The organism is Duganella sp. GW821-FHT01E12, assembly GCF_059422325.1.
This window is the reverse complement of record NZ_JBWKWR010000009.1, coordinates 142,364-155,686: the sequence shown is the minus strand read 5'-3', so window position 1 is coordinate 155,686 and position 13,323 is coordinate 142,364. Positions and strand designations below refer to the sequence as shown.

Here is a 13,323-nt window from a genome sequence, read left to right as displayed (position 1 = left end):
ATGAGTCCATACGTCGTCAGCATCGATCTCGGCACCACCAACACAGTGCTGGCTTATTCGGAACCGGGCAGCGCGCAGATACGCCTGTTCGAGATCGAGCAGCTGGTGGCGCCGGGAGAAGTCGGCGCCGGTGCGCTGCTGCCGTCGCTGCGCTATCACCCGGCGCAGGGCGAGCTGGCGGACGGCGATCTGCAACTGCCCTGGCCTTCGGTCGATGTAGCGGGCCTGCAGCAGGTGGTGGTCGGACGGCTGGCGCGCACCTTGGGCGCACAGGTGCCTGGGCGGCTCGTCTCCAGCGCCAAGAGCTGGCTGTCGCATCCCCAGGTGGACCGCATGGCGCCGATACTGCCGTGGGGCGCCGAGGCCGATGTGGCCAAGGTGTCGCCGGTGGCGGCCAGCGCTTCATATCTGGCGCATGTGCGGGCGGCGTGGAATGCCCGCTTCCCCGCACATCCGCTGGAACACCAACAGCTGGTGCTGACAATCCCCGCATCGTTCGACGAAGGCGCGCGGGCGTTGACGCTGGAGGCAGCCCGCAGCGCTGGCCTGCCGGACCTGCGCCTGCTGGAGGAGCCGCAGGCGGCCTTCTACGACTGGCTGTTCCGCCAGCGCGCCACATTGGCCTCCGACCTGGCGGACACGCGCCTGGTGCTGGTCTGCGACGTCGGCGGCGGCACGACCGACTTCAGTCTGATCAAGGTCGAAATGATCGACGGCCAGCCGCAGATCAGCCGCATCGGCGTGGGCAACCACCTGATACTCGGCGGCGACAATATGGACCTGGCGCTGGCGCATTTGGTCGAAGCGCGCATGGCCGGCGGCGACGCCGCGCAGGCGCGCCTGTCGGCCAGCCGCCTGTCGCAACTGGCGGAGCGCTGCCGGGCAGCGAAGGAACTGCTGCTGGCCGCCGACGCGCCGGAACGCATCACCGTCACCCTGCTCGGTTCCGGCTCGCGCCTGATCGGCAGCTCGCGCTCCGCCGAGCTGACGCGCGATGAGGTGGCGGCGCTGGTGGTGGACGGCTTCTTCCCGCTCAACGCGGCGCGGGAGCCGGCGCAGCGCGGCCGAGGCGCCATCGTCGAATTCGGCCTGCCCTACGCCAGCGACGCGGCCATCACGCGCCACCTGGCCAGCTTCCTGCGCCAGCACGCATCGGCCGCGCGCGACGCGCTGGGCATCGCGGCGGACGACCGCGCCATCCCCGTTCCCGACACGTTGCTGCTCAACGGCGGCGTGTTCCGCGCCCACGCGCTGGCTGCCCGCCTTGAGGCCACGCTGGCCAACTGGCGCGGACAGCCACTGACCGTTCTGCACAACGACAATCCCGACGTGGCCGTCGCGCGCGGCGGCGTGGCCTATGCGCTGGGCCAAGCCGGGCAAGCGCCGGTGATCGGCGGCGGCTCGCCGCGCAGCTATTTCCTGCTGCTGGACGACGAGGCGCGCCAGGACAAGCCGCGCCGCGCCATCTGCATCCTGCCGCGCGGCAGCGCGGAGAACCGCGAGATTCTGCTGGCCGACCGCACCTTCGCGCTGCGTCTCGGCCGGCCGGTGCGCTTCCATCTGGCCTCCTCGGTTTCCGAAGCCACACCGCCGCAAGCGGGCGACCTGGTCGAGCTGCAAGCCGACGAATACGTCCAGCTGCCGCCTATCGCCACCGTCCTGCGCGACAGCAGCGCCGCCGACGCCCGCAAAGAGATCCCGGTACAGCTGGCCGCCACGCTGAGCGAGGTCGGAACGCTGGACGTGCATTGCGTCGCCATCGAGGGCGATCAACGCTGGCTGCTGGAGTTCCAGCTGCGCGGCGATGCCGTCGACGACGACAGCGATACCGCGCCACAGCAAGAGGCACCGATGCCGGCCGGCTTCGACGCCGCCATCGACAAGATAGACCGCATCTTCGGCAGCCGCGCGCAGCAGGTGGACATCAAGGAAGTCAAGCAGCTGCGCACACAGCTCGAACACCTGCTGGGCAGCCGCGAAAGCTGGGCCACGCCGCTGCTGCGTCGCCTGTTCGACGCGCTGATGCAGCGCGCCAAAGGCCGCCGCCGCTCGTCCGAGCACGAACGCGCGTGGCTGAACCTGAGCGGCTACTGCTTGCGCCCCGGCTTCGGTTACACGCTCGACGAGTGGCGCATGGAGCAGCTGTGGGCCATGTTCGACACCGGCGTCCAGCACCACAAGGACAGCCAGGTCTGCGCCGAATGGTGGACGCTGTGGCGCCGCGTGGCCGGCGGCCTGAGTGTGGAAGCGCAGCTGCGCGTGCTGGACGATTTCGCCTTCAACGTGCAGGCCGACGAGCAGGAACGCGGACGCCGTCCGCACACGCTGGTCAACGGCAGCGAGGAAGACATGCTGCGCCTGGGCGCATCGCTGGAGCGCATCCCCGGCAACTACAAGGCGGAGATCGGCGCGTGGATGCTGGGCCGGCTGGAAGCGGCGACCAAGGCCGCGAGCGAAGCCGCCGCCAACAAGACCCGCAGCGGCGCCGCCGATGCGGGCAAAGCCGAAGCTGCGCAGGCGCGCTTCCTGTGGGGCCTGAGCCGGGTCGGCGCGCGCCAGCCCTTCCACGGCAGCGCGCACGACGTGGTGGAGACGGCGGTCGTCGAGCAGTGGCTGGCCGCGATCCTGTCGCTCGATTGGAAAAAGGTGGAGCCGGCCGGTTACGCCGCAGCCCATCTGGCGCGCATGACGGGCGACCGTTCGCGCGACATCGGCGAAACGCTGCGGGCCGAAATCCTGCGGCGCCTTGCCGCCGTTGGCGCGCCGTCTACCTGGGGCGCGATGGTGCGCGAGGTGGTGCAGCTCGACCAGGCTGACGAAAAACGCATGCTGGGCGAAGCCTTGCCGCCGGGTCTAAAGCTGATCGCCTGACGGCGGCCGCACAACGTAGCCAGCCTGCTGGGCGACGAAACCGTCGAAGGCGTCGATCAGCGGGTTGAATTTGTTTATATCGTTTTCCAGCTGGGCCAGCGCGTAGACCGTGGCCTCCAGCGTAGACAGCTGGTCCGGCAGGTGCGCCTTGCGGATCAGGTAGTGCGACGGCGGCGTGTCGCGCAGCGGCAGGCGCGGCAAGCCTTGCAGCGCCGGGTTCAGATACAGCATCTTGCGGCTTTTACGCCAGGTGCCGTCCAGCACCACCAGGCGCAGGAGCTGCGGTTCGCGCAGCCAGGCCGCATCGAAGGGTTGCGCCGGCGTCAGGCCCAGCGACTTGTCCGCCGCCGTGTCGGGGTACAGCAGCACGCTGCGGCGCTCGGGCGACAACAGCGCTTGCAGACGCTCCGGCGCGAACGTCTCCCCCACTTCCAGACGGCTATCGGCCAGGCTCAGATGCAGCAGGCGCGCGCTGCCCTTGGCGTTGTTCACTTCCATCGGGTGTTGAAGGACCAGCACCTCCACCGTGTTCGGCAGGCGCGCTACCCAGCGACAGATGCAGGTCTGCTGCGGGCGCAGGCACGCGGCGCATTGCGCGCGCGCGGAACGTGGAGCGCCTGAGGCGCCGGCGCTGTCGGTACTGGTCGTCATAGGCCGCCATTGTACCGAAGGCGCGGGCCGCGCTGTTTAGAACTCTTCCCAGTCGGATTCACTGGAAGCCACCGCCGCGCGCTTGGGCGCCGCCGTCAGCGCCTTCCGCGGCGCGGCAGCCACCGCCGGCGCCGGACGCCGCGGCGGTGACGCGACGCGCGGCCGCACGGGAGGCAAGGCGCGCGCTTGCATCGTCATCTGCGAGGCATCGAGCTTGAACACGCCCACCGCCTCGGCCAGCCTGGCCGATTGTTCCTGCATCGATTCCGCCGCCGCTGCGGCTTCCTCCACCAGCGCCGCGTTCTGCTGCGTTACCTGGTCCATCTGCGTGATCGCGTCGTTCACCTGCGAGATGCCGATGCTCTGCTCTTCGCTGGCATGGCTGATCTGGGTCATGATCTGCGTGACGCGGCTGATACTGGTCACGATCTCGCTCATGGTCTGGCCAGCCTTGTCGACCAGGTCCGACCCCAGCGCCACCTTCTGCACCGAATCGTCGATCAGACCTTTGATGTCCTTGGCGGCTGCGGCCGAACGCTGCGCCAGGTTGCGCACTTCGGACGCCACCACGGCAAAACCGCGTCCCTGCTCACCGGCGCGCGCCGCTTCCACCGCTGCGTTCAGGGCCAGGATATTGGTCTGGAAGGCGATGCTGTCGATGACCGAAATGATGTCGACGATCTTGCGCGACGAGTCATTGATCGACCCCATGGTGCTGACCACTTCCCCCACCACGGCGCCGCCCCGGCTGGCGATCTCCGATGCGGTGGCGGCCAGCTTGTTGGCCTCGCGGGCGTTTTCGGCGTTGAAGCGCACGGTCGATGTCAGCTCCTCCATCGAGGACGCGGTTTCCTGCAAGGAGCCGGCCTGCTCCTCGGTTCGCGAGGACAGGTCCTGGTTGCCGGCGGCGATCTCGGTCGAAGCGGTAGCAATCAGGTCGGTGCCGTTGCGCACCTGGCCGACGATGTTGACCAGGTTTGTATTCATGGTCTTGAGGGCGTTCATCAACTGGCCGGTTTCGTCGGTGCTGTTGACCTGGATGTCGCTGGTCAGGTCGCCCGACGATACCGTCTCCGCCACCTTCACCGCCTCGTTGATCGGCGTCGTGATGGTGCGGGTGATCCACCACGCGGCGAATACGCCCATCACAATCGCGGCCAGGCCAAGTATCGTCAACAGCGTGCGGCCGCTGGCGTACTGCTGCTGGATTTCCAGCGCGGCCTTATCCAGCAAGGCCGCCTGCTTGTCGGAGAATTTTTTCAGCGCGTCCAGATAGAGGATGCGGCTTTGCGTCATGTCGCTTTCGTAGAGGCTCTTGCCCTTTTCAAGATCGCCTGCGTTCTTGGCGGCGAAGACGGCCTTGCGGAAGTCGGTGTAGGCCTTGCGCGTCTCCAGCACTTTTTTGAACAGCGGCTTGAGTTCTTCGTCGTCGATGGCGGCGCCGATCTGGTCCTGGATCTGGGTCGCGCGGCCGGAGGATTCGGCCATCATGCCTTCGAGTTTTTTCTGGTCGGCCGGATCGGCCACCATCCACGCGCCGGTGGTGCGCGCCGCGTTTACTTCGATGATCTTGCCCCATTCCGCGATCAAGCGCTCGTCGCGGATCTTCACGTTGATCATCTCATCGGTCATCGAGCTGGCACTGCTCAGACGGAGGATACCGATGATGGTCATCGCCGTCAGCATCAACAGGATGAGCGAGAAACCAAAACCCAGGCGGGTGCCGATTTTCAGATTGTTCATAGCTGTCCTCAAAGCGGATGGGGGCGGTCAGCCCAAGCTTACACCATTTGAGAACAAACTATAGCCCGGAAGGAAACGTTGCACAACAGAAATATTTACTCCGCTGCGGGCTTGGCGTCCAACAACTCTTCGACGCTGGCGATGGCGGCGGGGTCCTTGATGACGGCGCGCAGCCAGACGTGCAGCGGCATGTCGCCCCAGCTGGCGGCTTTGTCGGCCAGGTAAGCCACGGGGCTGTGCGGCTCCGTGCGCCGGAAGAAATCCGCGACCACGCGCAGCTGCGCCAGCGCCTGGCGGCGATCCTGCAGCGGCCCGGCGGTTGCGGCGGTGGTCGGGCCGACCGCGACATCGCGGCCGGCGCCCACTACCGGCGCAGAGCTCACCGGCGCCACACACCGGATGACGGCTTGCAGGCTGTCCTTGGCGGCGCTGAAGCCTGGGCCGTCCACACCGAGCCGCTGGTCGACGATGCGTTCCAGGTCGGTCAGCGCGGCGAGGCAGTACTCGGCATCCGGCAGCAGTGTGGCGCCATCCGTCAACGGCACCTCCTTGACCAGCGCCGGCGTGCGGCTCAGGAGCCAGAACAGGTTGCCGATGCGTTGTTCGTATTCGCCCTCCTCGGCGACCGGGTACATGCCGTCCCAAAAGCGCTCGCACAGGCCGGCCAGCAGCGCGTAACCTTCGCCCAGGCCGCGCAGGCCGCGCGTCTTGGCCTGCGCCTCCGCCAGCCACACGGCCAGCCGCATGTCCTTGCTGCGGGTCGCGATCATGCCGGCGCTGCGGCTGGCGACGAGGGGCCAATCGGCCTCCTTCAGCGCGGCGATCCATTCGCCCTGGTCCAGCGTGGGATCGTCGTACACGCGCGCCTGCGCGATCTTGTCCACTTCCGCGCTGAAGGCGACGTCCTCGCCACAAGGTTGGGCTTCGCTGATGGGCTGCAGCAGTTGAGCGATGTCGAACATGGTCGGCCTCCGTGCTATTTGATGATGTACTTGAACTGCCCCTGCTTGCTGGCGCCGACCTTGATCTTGCCGATGGCGGCGCCTTCCGACATCCGCTGCAGCACCGCCTCGGCGATCTCCGGCAGCAGGCTGCCGTTGAGGATATGGTCGACGTTGCGGGCGCCGGAATCGACCTCGGTGCAGCGCGCCAGCACCGCTTCGACCAGCGCCTGGTCGTAGCTGAATTCCGCGTGGTGGTGGTCGCGGATGCGCTGGCCGATGCGGTCCAGTTTGAGCGCGATGATCTGCGCCAGCACCGCGTCCGGTATCGGGTAGTACGGCACCACTTTCAGGCGCCCCAGGAAGGCGGGCTTGAAATGCTTGACCAAGTGGGGCCGCAGCAGTTCTTCAAGCTCCGCCTGGGCCGGCGGCGTTTCCTTGTTCAGGCAGGCCTGCATGATGGCGGCCGAACCGGCGTTGGAGGTGGCGATGATGATGGTGTTGCGGAAGTCGATTTCGCGTCCTTCGGCGTCGTCCATCACGCCCTTGTCGAAGACCTGGAAAAACAGCTCGGTGACGTCGGGGTGGGCTTTCTCGATCTCGTCCAGCAGCACCACGCTGTAGGGATTGCGCCGCACCGCTTCGGTCAGCACGCCGCCCTGCCCGTAGCCGACGTAGCCCGGCGGCGAGCCTTTCAGGCCGGAGACGCTGTGCGCTTCCTGGTACTCGCTCATGTTGATGGTCAGGAGCTTGCGTTCGCCGCCATACAGCAGGTCGGCCAGCGCCAGCGCCGTTTCGGTCTTGCCCACGCCGGACGGGCCGACGAACAGGAACACGCCCTTCGGTTTGTTCGGATCATCCAAGTTGGCGCGGGCGGTGCGCACGCGCTGCGCCACGGCGGCGATGGCGTGGGACTGGCCGAGGATGCGGGTCTGCAGCGCGTCCTGCAGCTTGAGCACTGTGCGGATTTCGTCCTTGACCATTTTGCCCAGCGGGATGCCGGTCCAGCCGGAGACGATTGCGGCGACAGTGGAGGCATCGACGTCCACCGGCACCATCGGCGTCTCGCCTTGCAGCGCCGAGAGCTCCTCGCGCAGCGCGTGGATTTTAGCCGCGCCGTCTTGCGTTGCACGCTCGCGGGCAATCGCGGCGACGATGGATTGCTCGCGCTGCCAATGTTCGCTGTGCCGCGCATGTTCGGCCTGCAGCATGGCGTGCGCTTCCCGCCTCAATCGCAGGCGCTGCGCGTGCGCGGGCAGATCGTCCTCGCGCTGCAGGGCCGCGATTTCGACGTTCAGACGCTCCATCGCCTTGGCGGCGTTCTCCAGCAGCGCCGGCGTTCCGCTCTGCGCCAGCGCGACCCTGGCGCAGGCGGTATCGAGCACGCTGACCGCCTTGTCCGGCAACTGCCGTCCGCTGATGTAGCGATGCGAGAGCCGCACCGCTTCCGTCACCGCTTCGTCGCGGATGCGGATGCCGAAGTGGCGTTCCATCAGCGGCGTCATGGCGCGCAGCATGGCGCTGGCGATCTCCTCGCTCGGCTCATCGACCTTGACGACCTGGAAGCGCCGCGCCAGCGCAGCATCCTTTTCGAAGTACTTTTTGTACTCGCTCCAGGTGGTGGCGGCGATGGTGCGCAGCTCGCCCCGCGCCAGCGCGGGCTTGAGCAGATTGGCAGCGTCGTTCTGGCCGGCCGGGCCGCCCGCACCGATCATCGTGTGCGCCTCATCGATGAACAGGATGATGGCGTGCGGACTTTGCTTGACTTCGTCGATGACGTTCTTCAGCCGGTTCTCGAACTCGCCCTTGACGCTGGCGCCGGCCTGCAACAGGCCCATGTCCAGCGTGCGTATCTCCACTCCCTTCAGCACGTCCGGCACGTCGCCGGCGGCGATGCGCAGCGCGAGCCCCTCCACCACGGCGGTCTTGCCGACGCCCGCCTCCCCGGTCAGGATGGGATTGTTCTGGCGGCGGCGCATCAGGATGTCGATCGCCTGGCGTATCTCAGCCTCGCGGCCGATCACGGGATCGAGCTTGCCGTCGCGCGCCAGCTTTGTCAGGCTGGTGGTGTACTGATCGAGCGCCGGCGTACGCGGGCCGCCCTGCGGCGCCATGTCGGCAAGCGGGGCGACGGTGGCCGCGTCGGCTGCGGCCGTTTCTTCCTGCGAGCCATGGGTATATTTCTCCAGCTTGTGCTTGACCTCATCGATGGGAATCTGCGCGAACATTGGCGAGGCGCGTTGCGCCAGCTGCGACAGGTCCGGCTCCGTCAGCAGCGCAACCAGCAGGTGCGCGCTGCGGATGCGGTCTGGCTGCGGCGTCGCCAGCGAGGCGATCAGCCACGCATGCTCCAACAACAACGGCAACTGGCGCGAGAATACGGGGGTGCGGGTGCTGCCGGTCTTGAACTGGCTGACTTCATGGTGCAGGTCCGCTTCCAGCGCCTCGGTGCTGACGCCACATTGCCGGGCGATCAGCACGACATCGCAGCGCTCCTGTTCCAGCAGGGCCAGGAACAGATGCTCCACTTCCACTTCGTACTGGCCCAGCGCCACGCAAATGCTGGCGGCGCGCGTGGCGGCCAGGCGGGTGGTGTCATTCAGCTTGCCGATCAGGGTTTTCAGATTGAGGTTCATGCTCAGGCTCCGCGGGTGCTGCGGTTGATCGAATAGTGCAGCGATGAGGGTTGAAGGACGGCGTCGAAGTTGACCGCTTCGCGCATCGGCAGTCCGGCCAGCGTCGCGCTAATGGCGAAGCTGACGCGGTTGATCGACCCGACCTCGCGCTCCAGGCGCGCCTGTACATTGCTCAGACGCGGTTCATGGCGCTCGATGGCGGCCTTCAGGCAGGCGCAGATGCGGGCCCGGTCTTCGCTGCTGCTCAGGCACATGCCGGCAAAGTCGAGCAGGCCGTAGTTGACGATGGAACTGGAACACTCGGGATAGGCGCCCAGCAGCTCCTCCGATAAGGCGCAGCGGGTGTTGAGCAAGTCCTCAAGGTCGTGCGCTACGGCGTCCTTCCACTGTTCCAGCGACAGGCCGCTGCCGTTGCGGGCATGACCGCCCTGAGTGTCCAGCAAACGGTCGAACAGGCCGGGAGTAAAGCCATTCATCGCGTGCTCTCAAAAAGATGGCCAGGCCAGGCCGGCCTGGCCAGAAAAGCGCACCGCGACGTTTGGCCGCACTATCCGCAGCGGGCGCGGGGGAAACAAGGTTCAGACGATGCGGTTGCTGGCCAGATCCCAGCCGCCGGAGGTATTGCCGCCGGCGCCGCCGCTGATTTTCTGCTGGGTGTACTTCCACTTAACCTTCGAGAATTTCAGCGCGACGTCCTCGGTCAGGATGTCGCCTTCCTCGACGGCCGGCGAGACCGCGCCGATCAGGACATTCTCGATTTCGATCTCGAAGTACTTCACGCGCTCGCCCTGGGCGTCGGCGCGCATGAATTCGAACCTGGCCTTGGGAATGGTGCGGCCGGCGGAACAGGTCTGCAGCAGGATCGGCGAGGACAAATCGGCCAGCTTGGAGAGCACGATGTCGCGATGCTCGCAGCGTTCCGCCGTGTGGCCGCCGCCGGTGGAGGCGGTGGCCGATTTCGGCTGCTCCACGCCGAAGCTGACCGATTTGCATTCGATCCAGTCCTTGTGCTTGTCGTCGTTGGACTCGCCCTTGATACCATCAATGTACAGATAGACGTCGATTGCCATTGCATGCTCCTGTCTCAGGTTATAGTGGACTTCAGTTGTTGGTCGATTGCGGCAGCTCCGCGACCAGACGGAGGGAAACGGACAATTCGTCCAACTGGAAGTGCGGCCGCAGGAAGGAGACGGCGCGGAACACGCCAGGCCGCCCCGCCACTTCGTGCACCTGCACCGATGCCTCGCGCAGCGGGAACTGGGCCTTCTGCTCCTGGCTCGCGTTATCGTCGAGCAGAACGTATTTCATCAGCCAGCGGTTGAGGAAATCCTCGACATTGGAAGCCGCCGCGAAGCTGCCGATTTTGTCGCGCATCATGGCTTTCATGTAGTGCGCGATGCGCGAGACGGCGAAGATGTACTGCAGCTGCGACGACAACACCGCGTTGGCGTTGGCCGCCTCCGAGTTGTACTTCTTGGCCTTCTGCGCCGATTGGGCGCCGAAGAAGGCGGCGTAGGCGGTGTTCTTGCAATGGACCAGCGAGATGAATCCAAGGTCGCTCAGTTCCTTCTCGCGGCGGTCGGTGATGGCGACTTCGGTGGGACACTTGAGCGCGACCTCCCCCTCGTCGGTCTTGAAGGTGTGCGTGGGCAGGTCGTCCACCAGGCCACCGCCTTCGACGCCGCGTATCGCGGCGCACCAGCCGAAATCGTCGAAGGCCTTGGTCAGCTTGGCGCCGAAGGCGTAGGCTGCGTTACACCACAGGTACTTCTGGTGGTCTGTGCCGTCCACTTCCTCGACGAAGTTGAAGCCTTCGACCGTGGTGCCGTCCACCGGATTGAAAGGCAGGCGGCCCAGGAAGCGCGGCAAGGCCAGGCCGACGTAGCGCGAGTCTTCCGATTCGCGGAATGCCTTCCACTTCGCGTATTCCACGGTGTCGAACACCTTGGACAGGTCGCGCGGTTTGCCGAGGTCGCCGTAGCTCTCCAGGCCAAACAGCTCGGGCGATGCCGACGCGATGAAAGGCGCGTGCGAGGCGGCGGCGACGTGCGACATCTGCTCAATGAAATACATGTCTTCCGGCTGGCGGGAGACTTCAAAGTCGCCCAGCAGCGCGGCGTATGGCGCGCCGCCGAAGGTGCCGAATTCCTCCTCGTAGACTTTCTTGAACATCGAGCTCTGGTCGAACTCCAGGGCCGACTGGAAGTCCTTCACCAGTTCGCGCTTGGTGGCGTTGAGCATGCGGATCTTCAGTCCCTGGCCGGTGGCGGAGTTCTTGACCAGGTAATGCAGCCCGGTCCAGCTTTGCTCCAGCTTCTGGAAGGCCGGCGCGTGCATGATGGCGCTCAGCTGACTGGAGATCAGGCGGTCCAGTTCCGCCACGCGCGCGTCCAGCGTAGCGGACAGATTGTTCGACATCACCACAGTCCCGTCCAACACCTGGCTGACCAGCTCCGAGATGATGTCCTTGGCGCGTTCGTGCTCCACGTTGGACTTGGCGACCTTGCTTTGTTCGACGATCTGGTCCAGCAGGCCGGCGCCTTCCGCAGCCGGCGCGGCTTCCCGCATCAAATTCGCTTGTGCCGACATGTCAGCCTCCCTTGTTGGATTTCAAGCTGGCCAGCTTGTCGGTGTTGCTCAGGACTTCGCTCAGGATGTCCTCCAGTTTGTCGTTACCTGCCAGCTTGTTGCGCAGGTCGGCGAGTTTGCTGCGCGCCTCCAGCAGCTTGCTGAGCGGTTCGACCTGCTGCACCACGGACTCGGGACGAAAATCCGACATCGCCTTGAAGCGCAGCTCCACATTGAAGCTGGTATCGTCGCCGCTGAGCTGATTGGGGACCTGGAAGCGCGCCACCGGTTCCACGCCGCCCAGCACTTCGTCGAAGTTGTCGCTGTCGATACTGACGAATTTTCGGTCCTTCAGGCGCTTCTTCTCGACGTCCTGGTTCCCGCCGAAATCGCCGACCACGCCGACGACAAAAGGCAGCTCCTTGTTTTCCATCGCATCGCCGATCTCCACGTCATACGTCATCTGGACGCGCGGCGGGCGCACTTTGGTCAGGCGCTTTTGTACACTGTCTCCGTTAGCCATACACACTCCATCGAAAGAGAAAACGCGGGCGGCGGACTTACTTCAAGCCGCCGAAAGGATCACTGCTGTTGGACTGGTTGTTAGCTTTGGCATGGGGCGGCGCCGGTGCGGCGGCGGTCTTCTTCGGCGCGGCCGCAGGTGCAGGTCGGTGTCCAGCGGGGTTCGAGGTGGGCACCAGAACGTCCTCGCCCAGGCTGTTGCGCAGCAGCTTGGCCAGGTCTTGGGCTTCCGAGCGCAGCGACCCGTTCAGATTATTTTGCTGGCTCAGGTCCGACAGCGCCTTGGTCGACAAACGCAGGCCGCTGACGGCGACGATGCTGTTTCCGAGTTTGTCGTTGGGATCGCGCTGCAAGGCCTCCAGCGCGTTCATGATCGCTTCACCGTAGCTGGCGCGGTCGAATTTGATCTGCGCCATATGCAGCCAGGGAGTCTTGTCGGCCGGGTAGCTGGTTGCAGCTCCCTTCAGGATGCTCTGCGCCTTGTCGCTCTGGCCCGAGGCAAGGGCGGTGTCGGCATCGGCCAGCGCACGCTCCAGCGTTGATGCCTGCGGCTTGTCGCTGCGGACAGAGTCGCCGTCCGTCGCGCAAGCGGTCAGTAACAGCAAGCTCGCCATGCAGGGCAACCACGTTCTTGAAGTGATCATCAAAATCTCCTTTTGCATATGCGGACAGGAAGGGACCCATTATTCACGAATGCCCAAGCTCGCCATTGCGCTTACTCAAGCGCCGCCTCGTTTCCGCTTTGCTTGCGCCGCCTCAAATTTCCAACGCGCGCCTTTCGCTCTAATGGCGGAATCGCTTGGAGAAAATATGAACGCGCAGAAGACTATCGTGATCGCAGGACTGCTGGCGTTACAGGGCTGCGCCGCAGGCTCCATCGCCAGCGCGGCGATGGAAATGGCAGGCATCCGCAAACCGCCCGAACTGCCGGATGCGCAAAAGCCGCCGCGCAATGTGGCGATCCGTTTGCACGCGAGCCAGAACCTCAATGCGGGCGCGGGTTCCCAGCCTTTGGCGCTTGCGGCGCGCATCTACAAACTGCGCCAGACGGCCGCGTTTCAGCAGATGCCATTCGACGGTTTCCTCAGCGCGCATGGCGAGCGCGAACTGCTCGGCAACGATCTGTTGGAAGTCAAAGAAGTGATGCTGATCCCCGGCCAACGCTACGAGATCGTCGAGAAGGTCACGCGGGAGGCCTACTTCATCGGCGTGGTGGCGCTGTTCCGCTCACCGGCAGAACAGCGCTGGCGACTGGCCTTCGCCGCCGGCGACGCGGAAAAATCTGGTATCACAGTCGGCCTGCACGCCTGCGCGATGAGCGTGGGCGCCGGCGCGGCGGCCTCCAGCGAGGCATCCAAACCGTTGGCCACCGTCCGTTGTCAATAAAATTG

At 65.5% G+C, this 13,323-nt stretch carries 11 protein-coding genes; 2 read left to right on the top strand and 9 right to left on the bottom strand.

Translation table 11 applies throughout. The features are described from left to right. Window positions 1-2,871 (top strand): Hsp70 family protein, encoded by a 2,871-nt coding sequence (locus tag AC07WS_RS22970; protein WP_494731312.1) that lies wholly within the window; start codon window positions 1-3, stop codon window positions 2,869-2,871. Here AC07WS_RS22970 and AC07WS_RS22965 read toward each other — a convergent pair. The 9 genes from AC07WS_RS22965 to AC07WS_RS22925 all read right to left on the bottom strand — a co-directional run bounded on the left by AC07WS_RS22965 (window position 2,854) and on the right by AC07WS_RS22925 (window position 12,546). Continuing rightward, window positions 2,854-3,522, bottom strand: coding sequence for a tRNA-uridine aminocarboxypropyltransferase (locus tag AC07WS_RS22965; protein WP_494731311.1), 669 nt, complete (start codon window positions 3,520-3,522; stop codon window positions 2,854-2,856). The genes AC07WS_RS22970 and AC07WS_RS22965 overlap by 18 nt on opposite strands. A 36-nt stretch (window positions 3,523-3,558) precedes the next feature. After that, a complete protein-coding gene (locus AC07WS_RS22960) occupies window positions 3,559-5,265 on the bottom strand; it encodes a methyl-accepting chemotaxis protein (protein ID WP_494731310.1) in 1,707 nt (568 codons plus the stop codon). Between the two features lie 95 nt (window positions 5,266-5,360). Further along, window positions 5,361-6,227: a type VI secretion system protein TssA gene (tssA, locus tag AC07WS_RS22955; protein WP_494731309.1), complete on the bottom strand. Its 867-nt coding sequence runs from the start codon at window positions 6,225-6,227 to the stop codon at window positions 5,361-5,363. Window positions 6,228-6,241: 14 nt separating this feature from the next. Further along, window positions 6,242-8,842 (bottom strand): type VI secretion system ATPase TssH, encoded by a 2,601-nt coding sequence (gene tssH, locus AC07WS_RS22950; RefSeq protein ID WP_494731308.1) that lies wholly within the window; start codon window positions 8,840-8,842, stop codon window positions 6,242-6,244. Window positions 8,843-8,844: 2 nt separating this feature from the next. Next, window positions 8,845-9,318 carry a type VI secretion system baseplate subunit TssE gene (gene tssE, locus AC07WS_RS22945; RefSeq protein ID WP_494731307.1) on the bottom strand — a complete coding sequence of 158 codons (474 nt, stop codon included), beginning with the start codon at window positions 9,316-9,318 and terminating at the stop codon, window positions 8,845-8,847. Window positions 9,319-9,420: 102 nt separating this feature from the next. Further along, complete coding sequence (locus tag AC07WS_RS22940; protein ID WP_494731306.1) at window positions 9,421-9,912, bottom strand: Hcp family type VI secretion system effector; 492 nt, start codon at window positions 9,910-9,912, stop codon at window positions 9,421-9,423. Window positions 9,913-9,943: 31 nt separating this feature from the next. Further along, on the bottom strand, window positions 9,944-11,431 hold the full coding sequence (gene tssC / locus AC07WS_RS22935) for a type VI secretion system contractile sheath large subunit (protein ID WP_494731305.1): 1,488 nt from the start codon (window positions 11,429-11,431) through the stop codon (window positions 9,944-9,946). Window position 11,432: 1 nt separating this feature from the next. Next, complete coding sequence (gene tssB / locus AC07WS_RS22930) at window positions 11,433-11,933, bottom strand: type VI secretion system contractile sheath small subunit (protein ID WP_494731304.1); 501 nt, start codon at window positions 11,931-11,933, stop codon at window positions 11,433-11,435. A gap of 37 nt (window positions 11,934-11,970) precedes the next feature. Then, window positions 11,971-12,546: a hypothetical protein gene (locus tag AC07WS_RS22925; protein WP_494731303.1), complete on the bottom strand. Its 576-nt coding sequence runs from the start codon at window positions 12,544-12,546 to the stop codon at window positions 11,971-11,973. A gap of 196 nt (window positions 12,547-12,742) precedes the next feature. Here AC07WS_RS22925 and tssJ point away from each other — a divergent pair, with 196 nt between their 5' ends. Beyond that, on the top strand, window positions 12,743-13,318 hold the full coding sequence (gene tssJ, locus AC07WS_RS22920) for a type VI secretion system lipoprotein TssJ (RefSeq protein ID WP_494731384.1): 576 nt from the start codon (window positions 12,743-12,745) through the stop codon (window positions 13,316-13,318). The last annotated feature ends 5 nt before the right edge of the window (window positions 13,319-13,323 follow it).